This window comes from Paenibacillus sp. MB22_1, from assembly GCF_047200555.1.
GTDB lineage: Bacteria > Bacillota > Bacilli > Paenibacillales > Paenibacillaceae > Fontibacillus > Fontibacillus phoenicis.
The window spans coordinates 1,354,704-1,370,797 of sequence record NZ_JBLADV010000002.1 but is presented as its reverse complement, the minus strand read 5'-3'; the positions used below and the strand labels follow the sequence as shown (position 1 = coordinate 1,370,797).

At 48.5% G+C, this 16,094-nt stretch carries 17 protein-coding genes; all 17 read right to left on the bottom strand.

What is annotated here, in order from left to right:
- Window positions 1-423 precede the first annotated feature (423 nt).
- On the bottom strand, window positions 424-651 hold the full coding sequence (locus ACL02P_RS18235; RefSeq protein ID WP_412837827.1) for a methyl-accepting chemotaxis protein: 228 nt from the start codon (window positions 649-651) through the stop codon (window positions 424-426).
- Between the two features lie 86 nt (window positions 652-737).
- Window positions 738-1,004 carry a transposase zinc-binding domain-containing protein gene (locus tag ACL02P_RS18230; protein WP_412837826.1) on the bottom strand — a complete coding sequence of 89 codons (267 nt, stop codon included), beginning with the start codon at window positions 1,002-1,004 and terminating at the stop codon, window positions 738-740.
- Between the two features lie 140 nt (window positions 1,005-1,144).
- Window positions 1,145-2,506, bottom strand: coding sequence for a replicative DNA helicase (gene dnaB, locus ACL02P_RS18225; protein WP_009223372.1), 1,362 nt, complete (start codon window positions 2,504-2,506; stop codon window positions 1,145-1,147).
- Between the two features lies 1 nt (window position 2,507).
- Complete coding sequence (gene rplI / locus ACL02P_RS18220) at window positions 2,508-2,951, bottom strand: 50S ribosomal protein L9 (protein WP_009223371.1); 444 nt, start codon at window positions 2,949-2,951, stop codon at window positions 2,508-2,510.
- Window positions 2,948-4,930, bottom strand: a complete 1,983-nt coding sequence (locus tag ACL02P_RS18215; protein WP_412837825.1) for a DHH family phosphoesterase — start codon at window positions 4,928-4,930, stop codon at window positions 2,948-2,950. Before ACL02P_RS18215 ends, rplI begins: the two co-directional genes overlap by 4 nt.
- An 11-nt stretch (window positions 4,931-4,941) precedes the next feature.
- Window positions 4,942-5,862, bottom strand: coding sequence for a DUF2232 domain-containing protein (locus tag ACL02P_RS18210; protein WP_009223369.1), 921 nt, complete (start codon window positions 5,860-5,862; stop codon window positions 4,942-4,944).
- A gap of 6 nt (window positions 5,863-5,868) precedes the next feature.
- The gene (locus ACL02P_RS18205; RefSeq protein ID WP_028539295.1) at window positions 5,869-6,171 is read right to left on the bottom strand and encodes a MazG-like family protein; all 303 of its coding nucleotides are present in this window, start codon (window positions 6,169-6,171) and stop codon (window positions 5,869-5,871) included.
- An 88-nt stretch (window positions 6,172-6,259) separates the two neighbouring features.
- Window positions 6,260-6,685, bottom strand: a complete 426-nt coding sequence (locus tag ACL02P_RS18200; RefSeq protein WP_009223367.1) for a CBS domain-containing protein — start codon at window positions 6,683-6,685, stop codon at window positions 6,260-6,262.
- Between the two features lie 169 nt (window positions 6,686-6,854).
- The gene (locus ACL02P_RS18195) at window positions 6,855-7,943 is read right to left on the bottom strand and encodes an LCP family protein (RefSeq protein ID WP_412837824.1); all 1,089 of its coding nucleotides are present in this window, start codon (window positions 7,941-7,943) and stop codon (window positions 6,855-6,857) included.
- 547 nt (window positions 7,944-8,490) lie between these two features.
- Entirely contained in the window at window positions 8,491-9,453 is a 963-nt protein-coding gene (locus ACL02P_RS18190; protein WP_412837823.1) for an ABC transporter ATP-binding protein, read from the bottom strand.
- The gene (locus tag ACL02P_RS18185; RefSeq protein WP_412837822.1) at window positions 9,453-10,439 is read right to left on the bottom strand and encodes an ABC transporter ATP-binding protein; all 987 of its coding nucleotides are present in this window, start codon (window positions 10,437-10,439) and stop codon (window positions 9,453-9,455) included. The genes ACL02P_RS18190 and ACL02P_RS18185 overlap by 1 nt, the downstream gene beginning before the upstream one ends.
- Window positions 10,440-10,467: 28 nt before the next feature.
- A complete protein-coding gene (gene opp4C, locus ACL02P_RS18180) occupies window positions 10,468-11,385 on the bottom strand; it encodes an oligopeptide ABC transporter permease (RefSeq protein WP_412838261.1) in 918 nt (305 codons plus the stop codon).
- 17 nt (window positions 11,386-11,402) lie between these two features.
- Window positions 11,403-12,365, bottom strand: coding sequence for an ABC transporter permease (locus tag ACL02P_RS18175; RefSeq protein WP_412837821.1), 963 nt, complete (start codon window positions 12,363-12,365; stop codon window positions 11,403-11,405).
- A 79-nt stretch (window positions 12,366-12,444) separates the two neighbouring features.
- A complete protein-coding gene (locus tag ACL02P_RS18170; RefSeq protein ID WP_412837820.1) occupies window positions 12,445-14,211 on the bottom strand; it encodes an ABC transporter substrate-binding protein in 1,767 nt (588 codons plus the stop codon).
- Between the two features lie 728 nt (window positions 14,212-14,939).
- Complete coding sequence (rpsR, locus tag ACL02P_RS18165; protein ID WP_009223360.1) at window positions 14,940-15,209, bottom strand: 30S ribosomal protein S18; 270 nt, start codon at window positions 15,207-15,209, stop codon at window positions 14,940-14,942.
- A gap of 21 nt (window positions 15,210-15,230) precedes the next feature.
- Window positions 15,231-15,704 carry a single-stranded DNA-binding protein gene (gene ssb, locus ACL02P_RS18160; RefSeq protein ID WP_009223359.1) on the bottom strand — a complete coding sequence of 158 codons (474 nt, stop codon included), beginning with the start codon at window positions 15,702-15,704 and terminating at the stop codon, window positions 15,231-15,233.
- A 40-nt stretch (window positions 15,705-15,744) separates the two neighbouring features.
- Window positions 15,745-16,029 carry a 30S ribosomal protein S6 gene (gene rpsF, locus ACL02P_RS18155; protein ID WP_009223358.1) on the bottom strand — a complete coding sequence of 95 codons (285 nt, stop codon included), beginning with the start codon at window positions 16,027-16,029 and terminating at the stop codon, window positions 15,745-15,747.
- Window positions 16,030-16,094: the final 65 nt, after the last annotated feature.

Genomic DNA, 16,094 nt, shown 5'->3' with positions numbered 1-16,094 from the left:
AGACAGCCTTCGTCTTGCGGATGGCTTTCCGCCAACCTTAGGCTGATCCGACACTTCCTCCAAATTGTACGCGCTAACAAACGCGCCGCTAACGTCAACCCGACCATCTATCGCTTTAACGCAGCAATACCAGTTTAACAGGCTCCATTTTTAAAGTCAAATTGAAAAGCGAACGATGTTTCTATTTAATTTTACAAATGTTCGGAATTACTGTTTCCAAAAAAAGAGGATGCCTCGCCGAATCCAAGCGAAGCCCGGATTGGCAATGGCACCTCAATAGCTAAACGAAACACGAATCTTGCTTATAATTTAAAGATCGCCACGGCCTGCTGCAAATTCTCAGACAATGCCGAGAGCTGACGAATCGCCCCCGCGATTTCCTGCATGGCTGCGCTTTGTTGTTCGGACGCTGCAGCGACTTCCTCAGAAGAAGCAGCCTGCTCCTGCGTCACGCCGGAAATTTTGATGCGTCTTGCTCATCCATTCCTGGCCCTCTTCGATCGCCCGGCTGCCTTCGCCGATGCTTTCGATAACGAGCCGGCTATTTTCCTGCGTCCCGGCGACCAGTTCGGTAATCGACGAGGCGGCTACAGCCGATTGTTCGGCCAGCTTGCGGACTTCGCCGGCGACCACGGCAAAGCCGCGGCCCAATTCACCGACCCGTGCCGCTTCAATGGAGGCATTCAGCGCCAGCAGAACCGTTCATCGATCGTGAAGACGACGTGGCGATGGTTCACCTAGAATACGTCTTGTTCCAGAAGCCGCGCCCATTCTTCCGTCTCTCCGCACGAACAGGTCGTACAGAATCTTCCCTTGCACCGATACGGAACAAGCCGCAAGTCGTGGCATCCTTCACAGACCAGCAGCTTAAAACCGTTTCGGGGATCGCCGCATTTGCGAAACTTCTCCACTTCTTTTAGCACATGAGGACGAAGCTTGCCCTTAAGCTTCGCAACAAACCGATCCCAATGTCCATGTTCATCAAAGAAGATTCGTTTTAGCACGTTCGTCTCCATATCCTCACCTTACCAAAAACAACAACGAGGCGAAAGCCCTGCCACTACCCGATAATGTTATAAATTCTATAATGTTAAAAAAGGACTGACGCATATCGTCAGTCCTTAATTCCTGTATTCAGCTAAAGCTAGCCAGCGAACGCATCCGCATGCGCCCGCTCATAATTGGCGAACTTGTTAAAGTTCTTCAAGAACACCAACTCAACGGTCCCAACCGGACCGTTCCGCTGTTTGGCAATGATGATCTCGATGATGTTCTTCTTTTCTGTCTCTTGGTTGTAATAATCGTCCCGGTATAAAAACGCCACGATATCCGCGTCCTGCTCGATGGAACCCGATTCCCGAAGGTCAGACATCATCGGACGCTTGTCCTGCCGCTGCTCGACGCCCCGGCTTAACTGGGACAAGGCGATTACCGGCACTTCGAGCTCCCGCCCGATCTGCTTAAGCGTCCGGGAGATTTCCGAGACCTCCTGCTGCCGGTTCTCGCCGGGCTTGCCCCGGCCTTGGATCAGCTGCAGGTAGTCGATCACGATCATGCCTAGGCCGCGTTCCTTCTTGAGGCGGCGGCATTTCGCCCGGATATCGGCCACGGTCACCCCCGGGGTATCGTCGATATAAATCTCCGCTTCCGACAAGGCGGCAATGCCCATCGTTAGCTTTGCCCAATCATCATCGCTCTTGAAATCCCCGGTCCGCATCACGCTGGCGTCGAGGTTCGCTTCGGCGCAGATCATCCGCTGCACCAACTGAGCTGCGGACATCTCCAGACTGAAGATGGCCACGGTTTCTTTCGCGCGTACGGCGACATTCTGGGCAATGTTCAAGGCAAACGCCGTTTTACCTACGGAAGGGCGCGCCGCAACGATAATCAAGTCACTGCGCTGGAAGCCCGCCGTCATGCGGTCCAAATCAACGAACCCGGAAGGAATCCCGGTGGTTGTCCCGCGGTTCTGATGCAGCGTCTCAACGCGCTCGAACACTTCCATCAGCACATCGCGAATCGGGATAAACCCGCTGCCCGAACGGCGGTTGGAGATCTCCAGAATACGTCGCTCGGCATCGCTCAGCATGTCGGCCACATCTTCGCCGCCGGCATAACCGTCGCTGACGATTTGCGTAGCCGTACGAATTAAGCGCCGCAGCATCGATTTCTCTTCGATGATCCGCGCGTAATAATCCACGTTGGCCGCCGTCGGCACGGCATGGGCCAGCTTGGCCAAATAGCTGACGCCTCCGATTTCCTCCAGCTCACCGCGGTCCTTCAGCTTGGCGGTTAACGTCACGAGGTCGATCGGCTTGCCTTCCTCGCCGAGTTGAACCATCGCTTCAAAGATTAATTGATGAGGCTTATCGTAAAAATCCTCGGTCCGCACCCGCTCCATCGCGGTAATAAGTGCCTCCGATTGCAGCAGCACTGCCCCGAGTACCGCCTGCTCTGCTTCTAGATTTTGCGGGGGGATCCGGTCAAAAAACAGATCGCCGCTCATCTTATTCCTCCGTCACTTGAACCTTCAACGTCGACTTCACTTCGGGATGCAGCTTCACCGGCACTTGTGTTACGCCCAGCGTCCGGATCGGGTCATGCATTTCAATTTTGCGTTTATCCAGCTTCACGCCGGCTTTCTCCAGCGCTTCGGCAACCTGCTTGCTCGTAATCGCACCAAACAAGCGGCCGCCTTCTCCGGCTTTCGCTTTCAGCTGCACGGTCATCTCCTCCAGCTTCTTGCCGAGTTCGATGGCCTCTTCCTTCTCCTTCTGCTTCCGCTTCTGCTCCGCTGCTGTTTGCTGCTCCAACGTCTTCACATTCCCTTCGGTGGCCGGACGCACCAACCCGCGCGGAATCAGGAAGTTTTGCGCATACCCTTCGGAGACGTTTTTGATTTCTCCCTTTTTCCCTTGACCTTTGACATCTTGCAAGAAGATCACTTTCATTCGAACAACCCCTCTTCCTTCTCTATTTCATCCAGTACGGCGAGCAGTTTCTTCTCTGCTTCCGCCTGGGTGCCTTCCAATTGAACAGCTGCATTCGTTAAATGTCCGCCGCCGCCCAGCCGCTCCATGACCACCTGCACGTTCATGCTCCCCAGCGACCGGGCGCTGATGCCAATTAAACCGTCCGGCCGCTCGCTGATGACAAAGGACGCCAGGACGCCGGTCATATTCAGCAGCGTATCCGCGACTTGAGCAATTAACATCTGTGGAATTTTGCGATTCGGCTCCGTCACCGCCAAAGCGATATGCCCATGTATCATTCGGGCATGCTTGATGATATCGGCCTTGGCGATGTACTCCTGCAAGTCTTCCTTCAACAATCGCTGCACCATCACCGTGTCCGCTCCATTTCGGCGGAGGAACGCTGCGGCCTCAAACGTCCGCGAGCCGGTATGAAGCGCGAAATGCTTCGTATCGACGGTGATGCCTGCGAGCAGCGTCGTCGCTTCCAGAGGGCTCAGCTCCACCTTCTCGTGAATGTACTGCAGCAGCTCGGTGACGAGCTCGCAGGCTGAGGAAGCATAAGGCTCCAGGTAGACGAGCACCGCGTCGGTTACAAATTCCTCGCCGCGGCGGTGGTGGTCCACGATGACGACGCGGCTTGCTTCTTCCACAAGCCGAGGCTCCATCGTCATGGAAGCCTTATGCGTATCGACAAGTACGAGCAGCGTGTGCTCGGTCATCAAATGCATGGCTTGCTCCGGCGAAATAAACCGCCGGAGCAAGGTCTCTTCTTTGCCGATGCGCTCCATCAGGCGCTCAATCGCCGGGTTCGGGCCATCCAGTACAATGTGGGCCTCGACCTTGTACATATCGGCGGCCTTCAGCACGCCGATGGAGGCGCCAATCACGTCGAGGTCCGGTACGCGATGGCCCATGATGATGACGCGGTCGCTCTCCTGCATCAAATCGCGCAAAGCATGCGCGATGACGCGGGCGCGGACGCGCGTCCGCTTCTCTATGGCGCCGGATTTGCCGCCATAGAAAGAGAGCCGCTGACCGGCTTTGACAGCGGCCTGGTCGCCCCCGCGGCCGAGCGCCATATCCAAGCTGGACTGGGCGAGTTCGCCCAGCTCACTGAAGCGCTCGGCGCCAAAAGCGAGGCCGATGCTGAGCGTAATCGGCACCTTCAGGTCCGCGGTCATTTCGCGGACCTCGTCCAGAATGACGAACCGGCTCTGCTCGAGTTCGTCCAGCGATTTCTGATTCAGAATCATCAGATATCGCTCGGAGGACAGTCGCCGCAGGTACACGCGGTACTGTTTGGCCCATTCCGTAATCGCCGTCGCCACGCGGGCGATCAAGGCGGTCCGCTGCTGGTCGTCCATGCCCTGGGTGGCTTCATCCAGATTGTCCAGCAGCACGATGCCCAGCGCGGCCCGTTCGTCTTCATACCGTCTGCGCAGCACCGCCAGCTCCGTCATGTCATGGAGATAAATAATCCGCTCGTTCGCATCGATGGTAAGCTCATAGTAACGATCCCCAACCATCACTTCGACCGTCGTCCGAGCGCCCGCCCCATCCTTCTTATCGCGGCTTGGTAAGGGGAGCTGCGGCAGCAGCTCGGACAGCGGCTGGCCCACGACGGAATCTTTGCCGTACATGCCAGCCACGAAATGATTATGCCATTCGACCGTCCGTTCTTCGCTGTACAGGATCAAACCAAACGGAAGCTTACTGATCGCCTCACCTTCCACCCGCTTGATCCGGTAGTTTAAATCGGTCACGTATCGAATCAGCTCTTGGCGGAACTGCCGCTCCGCCCGCAGCATGCTGTAGGTCAGCACACCCACGAGGCATAAGCTCACCAGCCCCAAGATCCAGTTGAAGTAGGAGACGAAGATGACGAGCAGCAACTGAAGCATGAACATCCATACGGTCTGGTAACCGTACCAACGTTTTTGCAAAACATTTGGCATGCCTTCTCACCCTATCGTCTTGGTCTCGTAATCATATCCCGCAGCGGGAATGCAATGTCCAAAATCCCCACGATTCGAAGCGGCGGAATAAACAACAGCGCTACAATGAGCAGAATCGGAATCACCGGATTCCACTTGCGATGATAGGCGGCAAAGAAGAAGAAGCTTGCCGTTTGCACCATAAAGAGAAATTGCAGCAGCGGCATCAGATTCAGCACAATCGTGCCCAGGAATCCTTGGCTTACCGCGTCTCCGCCAAACCACTGCAGCAACACGCCGATCAAATAGTACCAAATCAGCGAACGCGGCAGCCGCCAATCGCGGATCGGCGGCAGCTTCGGCACCGCATGACCCAAGCTGGACAACGTAGGCCGGGAGATCGCATGGGCTACCGCAGCCATAAGCAACGAGCAGACGATCATCGTAAAGGGAATCATCCGCACCGTCAGGCTGGAGAATTGCTGGCTCATCTCCGGCGACCAGACAATGGTGCCGGTCAGCGAGCTATCGGCGACATTCGTGAACGGAGCCATGGCCGCATTCACCAGGTCCTCAATCGCGTTAGCCAGATTAAAGTCGAAGAAGACTGTGCTGATCAGCAGAACCAGCAAAAATTCCAGCAAAATGGTGCCGGCTCCCGCCATGACCGTGCGGAACGCCGGGCTTCTTTTCTTATATAAATAGCCCATCACGATCGAAGGAATGATAAAATAGACGGCCTGCAGCAAGATCAGCGGGCCGAAGATCAACGCAACCGCCAGCCAGACCGCCGCCACGTGCACAAGAAACACTCTTGTTGACAAGGTCGTATACAGCAAAATGCCCGGCACGATCAGAAAAAACATCGTGATCACGGTCAGCGGAGTTGCAAGTGACAACAGAAGCAGCAAATATGCGGCGCTCCAGGCCACCGATGTCCAGCGTAACTTCAAATGGGTTCACCTCTTAGACATATGTTCTTCCAGGGTAGAAATATCTTGATACCAATCCTCGAGCTGGTGACCCTCCTGCTTATGTTTTCTCAGTTTCTCCAAGATGCTGTCATCCATATCCCGATAGGAAACACCTAGTCTCCGCCCCAAAATATAACTGCTGACGATCAGGCTGGCAAGACTGTCCGTTACCCGTGTCGTGCTGCCTTCCCATAATGCTTTAAACAAACGGGATACGTGATCGACTACTTCCGTTTTGAGCCATTCAATCACTTTGGCACGTTTGGCTACATCCATTTCCCTTTGCATCGCGGACAGCTTCGACCCTCCCCGAAAAAAGCTTTATTCTTCATTATAGCATATAGCAAACGCCACAAAAGACGCAAACCTTTAGGATTTATTGGGTTTGTGCCGTATTGCGGGTCACGAACTTCTCGCAATATTCGATGATCTGACTGCGCCGCACGATCCCAATAAACCGGCACCGGTCATCGACGACCGGTACGAAGTTCTGCACCTTCGCAAGATTAATCAAATCCTCCATATCGGCATCAATCCGCACCGGCTTGATGTCCATCTTCAGCGGCACGTCCTTCAGGAGAAACTTTGAAGCGGTCTCAAAATTAATCTTGCCGTTCGAATTTTTCATGTGCCATAACAAATCGCCTTCCGTTACCGTACCGACGTACACCCCATCGTGATCGATGATTGGCACGGCCGTATAACGGTGATACTCCATGCGCTCCAGCGTCTGCCGTAACGTGGAATCCAGCGTCATGGTGACCACGTCATTTTTCGGAAGTAGAAAAAACGCTATATTCATGAGAACGAAATCCTCCTCATCCTTTCATTCAGACTCCCCTAATGGATACGTTTCGAAACCGAAGTTGTTCCAGAGCCGGCGGCATGAAAGCGGCAGCCGGAACACCGGACTGCCGAGGTCTGAAATCAGGGTATATTAACACTATAATCTAAGGTATGATGCCCCACGATCACTCATTCTTGCTCGTGTTTGCCGCCGTTCCTTGATCGCCGTTTTGCTCCGTATCCGCCTTCTCCGCATCACGGGATTCCGGGAGAATCAAATCGGATGCCTCCGTATCCGGGTTTAGCCAGTTGTCGATCATCTCTTTGGCGAAATCGACATCCTCTTCATTCGCTTTATCATAATAAACCCCATTGATCCGCATGCCTTCGCCCATAATCGTAAAGCCGCTAATTTGCGGAGAAGCATCTCCCAACAGGACCTTCTTGGACAATTCGATAATTTGGCTAGGCGGCAGGTCGGTCTTAAAATTATCACCCATCAGGTTGATTAATTCAGGGATTTTTGTCACTTGGTTCAGCTTTAACATCCGATTAACCATGGCATTCAGAAACACCTGATGCCGTTTCGTTCGGTTAAAATCACTGTCTTCGCGGTAACGTACGAAGTTGAGCGCCTCCGTACCGTCGTACAACGGTTTATTCGCCTTAATCGTAAACTTCTCATGATCCGCTTGTTTATTCACGATATCCTTGGTAATCGGCAGCTCTACGCCGCCCAGCGCGTCCACAATGTCACGCACCCCTTGGAAGTTAACAGCCGCATAGTAATCAACCGGATAGCCGATGAAATTCTCCACCGTATCCTTAGCCATCTTCTCCCCGCCAAAAGCATACGCATGATTAATCTTGTCTTCATCACCCTTGCCAACGATCTCGGTGTAGGTATCGCGCGGAATAGAAATCAACAACACCTTGGCATCCTCCGGGCGCACCACCGCATAGATCATCGTATCGGAACGGGCAGGCTCGTTATTCCGTTGATCCACGCCCAGCAGCAGGGTGCTGAACGGCTTCATCTTCTCTTCCGCCGGCTCCACCGGACGGGTCTCTTCCCCTTCCAGCGGGGAATAAGAGCGTTCCAACGTCTCCTCGACTTTGCCTGACAGGAACAAGTCAAAGGCCATCACGGCAAGCGGCTTGCGGAACAAATATCCCCCGGCCCCCGCCACCAACAGAACTATGAGTACAATCCACGCGATCTTCTTGCGTTTATTCTTCGATTTCATCTTCTGCCTGCTACGACGTTCGATCATGTTTTTTACGCCTCCATCGCCATTCTGGTTGATTTCCTTCTCTATCTGCCATATCACTACGTTTTTGCTCATTCTTGCTTAACTTATCTTTCATTCTTCAAAACAACTCTACCGCTTTGTACTATAACACATCGGGGAAATCGGGTACAACAATGCTAAATTTTATCTATTTCCAATATTGAATAGTATGTATATCATATTCCAAGTTTTTATTTCAGAAAAAAAAGGCCCCGCTCTCTTATATGAGTAGGACCACCCAAAAAACATGAGTATTTTATATACATTCAATTCATTTATCGCTGTGATGATCAATTTGGGCAAAAACAGATGTTGTATTAATAGTTATAGTGGTAAGTGCAAATAGGAGTGATGCAAGAGCGAATACAATAATTTTTTTCATGTTGACCCTCCTTTCATATAAAAGAATGAAATATAATACAACAAATGTTGTCTTATAACTTTAAGGATCCCAATAAATGAGTCATCATGTCACCTAAAGTAACTACCCCATGTACGTTACTTGATTTAAATCGACTATTACTTCCATTTATACTAGATGACAAGCGACGAAATGGTTCCCTCCCATATCCCGATACTCCGGCACCTTCTGTTTGCAAACATCCGATGCAATTGGACAACGCGTGTGGAATTTACAGCCGGAAGGTGGATTAGCTGGGCTTGGAATATCGCCTTGAAGGACAATACGCTCTCGTTTCAGCGTCGGATCCGGAATCGGAATGGCAGAAATCAGCGCCTTCGTATAAGGATGCAGCGGATTTTGGAACAACTCCTGTGTACTAGCTTGTTCTACCATAGAACCTAGGTACATGACACCAACGCGGTTACACAAATGTTCAACCACACTCAGATCATGCGAAATAAACAAGTAAGTAATTTGCTTCTCTTTCCGCAAATCGCTTAATAAATTGATGATTTGTGCTTGTATCGATACATCCAGTGCGGATACTGGCTCGTCTGCCACGATAAACTCCGGCTCCATAATGAGCGCACGGGCAATTCCGATCCGTTGACGCTGGCCACCGGAAAATTCATGCGGATATCGGTCGTAATGATAGCTGGCCAATCCGCAAATTTCCATTGTTTCTAGGACACGTTTCTTTACTTCTCGGCGATCGGTCAACCCATGATCGAATAATGCCTCACCAATTGCCTCACCAACCTTTATCCTCGGGTTCAAGGAACTGAAAGGATCTTGGAAAACGATTTGCATTTTCGGCCTTAATTTACGAAGTTCATCTCTGGTTAGCTCGTAAATCTCCTGGCCTTGATACATAACTCGACCACTTGTCTTGTCATTAAGACGCAACAGTGTCCGTCCAATCGTGCTTTTTCCACAGCCTGATTCACCAACCAGCCCAAAGGATTCACCACGTTCAATTTGGAAAGAGACATCATCCACGGCTTTTACGTAGCCAACCGTTCGTTGAAAAACACCACCTGTGATGGGGAAATATTTTTTCAGCCGTTCAACTTCAATCAATGTGCTCATCAGACTTCCCTCTCTTCCTCATAAAGCCAACAAGCGGTCTTATGTCTATTATCACCGTCGGCACGGAATGGTGGCTGTTGCTGTTTGCAGATTTCCATACAAAACTCGCAACGTTCATGAAAGTGGCAATTATCACCCAGCTCAATCGGGTTGGGCACTTGACCAGGAATCGAATATAATCTTTCTTTGGATTGTCCAAGAACCGGTTTGGCCTTCAACAATCCTTTAGTGTAAGGATGCCGTGGATCCTTAAATAGCTCTAAAACCGGGGCCTCTTCAATGACTTTACCCGCGTACATTACAACCACATAATCGGCCATCTCCGCGACAACACCGAGATCATGTGTAATCAGCATAATGGCGGTTCCTAACTTCTGTTTAATTTCGCGCATTAAATCGAGAATTTGCGCCTGAATCGTTACATCGAGCGCCGTAGTAGGTTCGTCAGCAATCAATAACTTCGGGTTGCAGCTAAGTGCAATCGCAATCATTATACGCTGCCGCATCCCACCGCTTAGTTCATGCGGATATGAATCAAAGATTTGCTCCGCTCGTGGAATTCCAACAAGCTCAATTAGTTCGATGGCGCGTTTCTTTGCTTCCTTGCGGTCAAGAAGGAGATGTAACATCAGAGGCTCAGTAATCTGGTCTCCTATCGTTAACACCGGGTTTAAGGATGACATCGGTTCTTGGAATATAATTGATATTTCCTTCCCTCGGATTCGCCTCATTTCCCTTTTGCTCAGTTTTAATAAGTCTTTACCTTCATATATAATTTCCCCGCCAGCAATCACACCATGGGGCCCTTCAATCAATCGCATAAGTGACATTGCCGTCACGCTTTTCCCGCAACCTGATTCTCCTACTACGCCCACCGTTTCCCCTTCGCGAATGGAAAAGCTAACTTGATCAACGGCTTTAACGATACCAGCCGATGTATGAAAATGGGTCTCAAGATTGCGGAACTGTACAAGATCTTTAGCCATATTCGCATCTCCTTGTATAATGTTCCTGTTATCTCTTCATCTTGGGGTCAAGGGCATCGCGCAACCCGTCACCGATGAGGTTGATCGCTACAGTTGTGATCAAAATGCACATTCCTGGCGGAATCCAGAGCCATGGACGCTTGCGAAAGTCAATTAAATTATTTGCATCCGAAATCAAGTTACCCCAAGACGGTGTGGGCGGTATGACCCCAAGACCGAGAAAGCTCAGCGACGATTCATACAAAATGGCACTAGCTACGCTTAACGTCGCTGTTACGATAATAATCGGAATTGTGTTCGGTAGAAGATGACGGAATATTTTACGGTGATCCCGGAGACCCAAGGCTTCCGTAGCCAACATAAATTCCTGCTCACGTAAAGACAGAATTTGGCCCCGAACCAGCCGAGCCAGTGTTGTCCAACTCAGAAGGCCGATAATAAACATCAAATAATAGATCCGTGATGGCGGGGGTACCTTTAAGTCTGACATCACAGCACCAAGTATGATCAATATCGGCAGCGTAGGTAAAGACATAAAAATGTCAGCAATCCGCATAATTACGGTGTCTATTTTCTTTCGGTAAAAACCCGCCACAGCGCCGAGGATACCTCCAATGATGACGGTGATGACTGTCGCAACGATTCCCACTAGGAGGGAGATCCTTCCCGCCAGCATGACTCTAAGTAAAATATCGCGCCCCAGTTTATCTGTTCCAAACCAATGAGTTGACGACGGGGGCAGATTTTTATCAACTAAAGAATAATCATATAAGTTATAAGGTGAAAATAACGGACCTATAAAACAAATCAAGAACATCATTACCAGGATCACGAGCCCGCCTAAAGCCAGCTTATTGCGACTAAAGCGCCGCACCGCCATCCGCCAAGGCGATTCCGGTACCATGGCCGATGCTGCTGGTTTTTTTGTCATAGTAGCAATTTCCATGGCCAATTAATCTCCTCCTACTTCAAGCGAATCCGCGGATCAGCCAAGCCATATAGGACGTCTGACAGTAAGTTCCCTAGCAAAGTCAAAACGGCTAACAATATCGTAAACCCGAGCATAAACGGGTAGTCCCTCATACTAATGGAATTTAAATAAATATGCCCGATCCCAGGCCAAACAAAAATTTGCTCAGTGATGATCGCACCGCCGAATAAAGCAGGCAACTCAAAGCCCAATAACGTGATGGCTGGAATCATTGCATTACGCAACGCATGTTTAAAAATGACCGTTCTTTCCTTTAACCCTTTGGCACGTGCGGTTCTAATATAATCCTGGCGGATGACTTCAAGCATGCTAGTGCGAAAATATCGTGTTAAACTCCCTGTACTTAGCATCGTCAACACCATTACAGGAAGGAATCCGTGTTTTAGCACATCCACGATATGATCCCAACCACCTGCTTTAGAACCAGAGGTTACCATTCCCCCGACAGGGAACCACCCTAAAGTTAGAGCAAAAATACGAATTAATAGGAGCCCAACAAAAAAAGAAGGAAGTGACATACAAAAAAAGACTATTAAAGTAATTAGTTTATCAAAAAACGAGTACTGAAATTTTGCTGAGAACACCCCGGTAAACACGGCAATGGTCCAGCTTAGAACTAAACTGGCGAAGGCAATAATGAACGAATTCCATACATATTCATTTATAACCTCCATCACAGGCTTCTTATGTTGAAATGAATCCCCCATATTGCCAACCAACATATTCTTAACCCAAGTAAAGTAACGTAAGTACTCCGGTTGGTCCAAACCATAAATAGCTCTTAATTGAGCCGCCCTTTCATCCGTCATATTGGGGTTGTTCAAGGCGGTGATATAATCACCCGGGATCATGGCGGATATGGCATAAACGATGATAGAAATACCGATCAGTGTGGGGATCATTTGCAACAGTCTTCGAATAATGTATGTTCTCATCGGTCTTCCCCCTGTTAATGGATGCGGATATACCCGGCCTAATGGACGGGTACATCCGCTGATTTGACTTCATTCAGAATTATTGAGCAACTTGTACTTGGTACAAGCTGAAAGGGAAGTCTTTATATGGGGAAACATCAAATCCATCGAGACGACCATTGATTGCAAGCATATTTTTTCTTTGGTACATCAGGATTACAGGGACATCCTTATTTAATTCTTGATACATTTCTTTATAGATTTTCTTTCGCTCTTCAATATCAAGCGTTTTCTTGCCCTTCGCCATCAACTCGTCGACTTTTTTATTGGAGTAACCGTAATCGTTTTGCGAACCATCGGTGATATATACCGTATTGTCTGGGTCTGTCGTCAATCCCCATGCAGCAAAGTACATTTCAAAATCACCAGTATTCGATTTATCCATGATTGCATTGAAATCCAATGTTTCGGCTGAGATTTCGATGCCTAGTTCTTTATAATTTTGTGTCATGATCGGAAGCAAAGCTTCAACGACTGGATTGTCCGCCGTTGCCGAGAAATTGATTTTGAAGACCTCTCCATCCTTCTCGCGTAGACCTTTATCATTCAACTTCCAACCTGCTTCATCGAGCAATTGTTTTGCTTTCTCAAGATCAAAATCATAAGTCTCGATATTTTCTGTCGTATAAGACCAGGATACACTGGATTGCGGAATATTGATAACGTCAGCGTAAGGTCCATAGATCCCGGCAACGATTTCTTTCCGGTTCAAGCCATAAACGAGTGCTTGACGTACTTTCACATCCTGGAATTTAGGAAGCTTGTGATTAAAAGCGATATATCCGTAACCGTTATTCGGAAGTAAGCTAATATCCACGAAGCCCATGGCCTTCAAAGCCTCAACGTTATCTTCAGTTACGGTAAAACCTTCTTCCATATCCGTTTCTCCTTGCTGGAGCATCGGCATATTTGTCGTTTCGGTCGTCGTTTTAAAAATCAGGTTTTTTACTTTCGGGGCGCCGCGGAAATAATTTTCATTAGCTTCAAACACAACTTCTTGACCTGGGCTATAACTTACAAGCTTATATTGTCCGCTGCCTAGCGGTTTATCGTTCAATTTTTTTACACCATCGAGTTTGCCTTGCGTATAATCCTTACCATAGTAATGTTCAGGTAATATATATATCCCGCCAAGCTCAACAGGCGTTAGTGCCGTATATTCAGTTAAGCTGATTTCGATGGTTTGATCATCAATGATCTTCACTCCGGAAATTTCTTTGGCTTTGCCTTCGTTATATTCCTTCGCACCAACGATATTCCAGCTGAGCGGATCAGATTGGCCATCATAGCTTTTATCCATATACAATTTGAGAGTAAAATAATAGTCCTTAACTGTCATCGGTGTGCCGTCTGTAAACGTAACACCAGGTTTCAAATGATAGGTATATTTCAGTCCATCTTCGGATATGTCCACCTTATCGGCCAGACTATTCTGATAGGTACCGTCCGTTTTCACCTCAATAAAGGAATCGAACAATGTGTAGTTCACATAATAATCATAAGCCGTTTCCATAAATAACGGGTTGAATACTCCTTTGGGGTCCGTCATTCCAATAATCATCGTATCGGAGCGATTTGCTGCAGCCGGTGGATTCAGTGACACGTCAGCTGCTTCAATATATCCATCTGAGGTATCACTTTCAGTCGGTGTTGTAGGTTCCGCCGTTTCTTCCGTTGTTGTATTTGTGTTGTTCTCCGTGTTGTTTGTTGTTGCCGGTTCAGCGGTATTGTTCCCGCCTCCGCATGCAGTAAGTGCCATTGAGAACACCAGCACCAGTACCATAAACCCCCACCAAGTTTTTCTCATTTTTACTCCTCCTCTTAATACTTTCTAGGAATTAGGAAGCTGGTATTATGCAGACACTTTGAAGTAAACCCGGTAACTAGTCATCTCCGAGAGTTTAATATGTAACTCAAAAGGTAAGATTTATTGTCATATCCCTACAGCATTTTCTTCGTAAATCCCCCCTAATATTAGCCGTGCAATAGTTTTAAGTCCTCTTTACATTACACAAGCATTCATCTTGAGTTCCGCTCAAGCGGCCTCCTATGAGATTGCTATGACTTACTACCTCTGGTTTCTTGTTTAATGCTTATTAGGAAAAAAGCCCTTGATAAATTAAAGCGTCAAAGCTGCAATATAAACCAGTGGTTAAATAAGAAACTTGCAATCCCAAATTATTGAGGAAAATAAAATTTCAATTATTGATCATAATACATGTGAAAATATCTTACGTCAATAATTTTTTTAGTCGATTGTTGGCTCCTAATTAACCCTAATTTACTAGTATTTTATAGAAATAATTAATATGAAGCGTTTACAAAAAGTTGAACGTTAATTTTTCTTACTTGTGCTGTACCGTTGATGTTAATATTTTTCGAGTTTGTTCTATCTTTCTCGTCATAAATCGACTCTATTCTAAATAGGTTTACTTGGATTTGTCGTAAGCGAAGTTCTATGACTTACGTCCTTTTGCATCGAAACAAAAAAACAACCGAACCTCAGGGTTCGGTTGTTGTTCTAACTGATCACGCTTATTCCGTTGTGTATGGAAGCAATGCGATTTGACGGGAGCGTTTGATCGCGATCGTCAAAAGGCGTTGGTATTTCGCGCTAGTGCCAGTTACACGGCGAGGCAAAATTTTGCCGCGTTCGCTGATGAATTTCTTCAACAGCTCCGTATCTTTATAGTCAATGTGAGTAATTTTATTCACAGTGAAGTAGCACACTTTACGACGTTTGTTGCGGCCGCCGCGGCGAGCCGGTCTTTTGTCGTCTCCGCCTTCTCTTTGCTTGAAGCTCATGCTTTTCAGTCCTTTCCGTTGTTAAAATGGCAAATCGTCATCCGATATATCGATCGGTTTCCCGTCGTCGGAGAAAGGATCGTTCTGATTGCTGCGCGAGAATCCGCCGCCACGGCTGCTGCCGCCTCCGAACGGTGACTCTTCCCGCGTACCGCCGCCACCTGCACCGCCCTCGCGGTTCGATTCCAAGAAACGGACATTATCGGCAATAACTTCGGTTACGTATACACGCTTGCCTTCGTTATTTTCGTAGTTCCGTACTTGAATACGTCCTTCAACAGCCGTTAACCGCCCTTTACGCAAATAGTTAGCGCAAGTTTCGGCAAGCTGTCTCCAGGTGACAACCGGGATGAAATCCGCCTCACGTTCGCCCCCTTGCGAGGTGAACGGTCTGTCCACAGCAAGCGTAAACTGAGTTACCGCTACGCCAGCTGGCGTATATCGTAGCTCCGGATCCCGGGTAAGACGTCCGATGAGAATGACACGGTTCAACAATCAAATCCCCTCCTTCGGGCAATGGTTACTCAAACTTGAATTAGGCTACGTCTTTCGTAATGAGATAACGGATAACCTCGTCGGAAATCTTCAAGATGCGTTCCAGCTCAGCAACAACTTCTGGAGCAGCGGTGAAATTCACGAGAACGTAAATTCCATCACGAACCTTGTTAATCTCATACGCAAGCCGGCGTTTGCCCAAAACTTCATGTTTGGTAATTTCACCACCGTTTTGGATGATGCCTTGGAATTTTTCGACTGTAGCTTGAACAGCTTCTTGTTCAACGTCAGGACGAATAATGTACATCACTTCGTATTTGCGCATTCTGATTCACCTCCTCTTGGACTTTGGCCCCCAATACGTATTCCGTTCAGGAGCAAGGAGCGAGA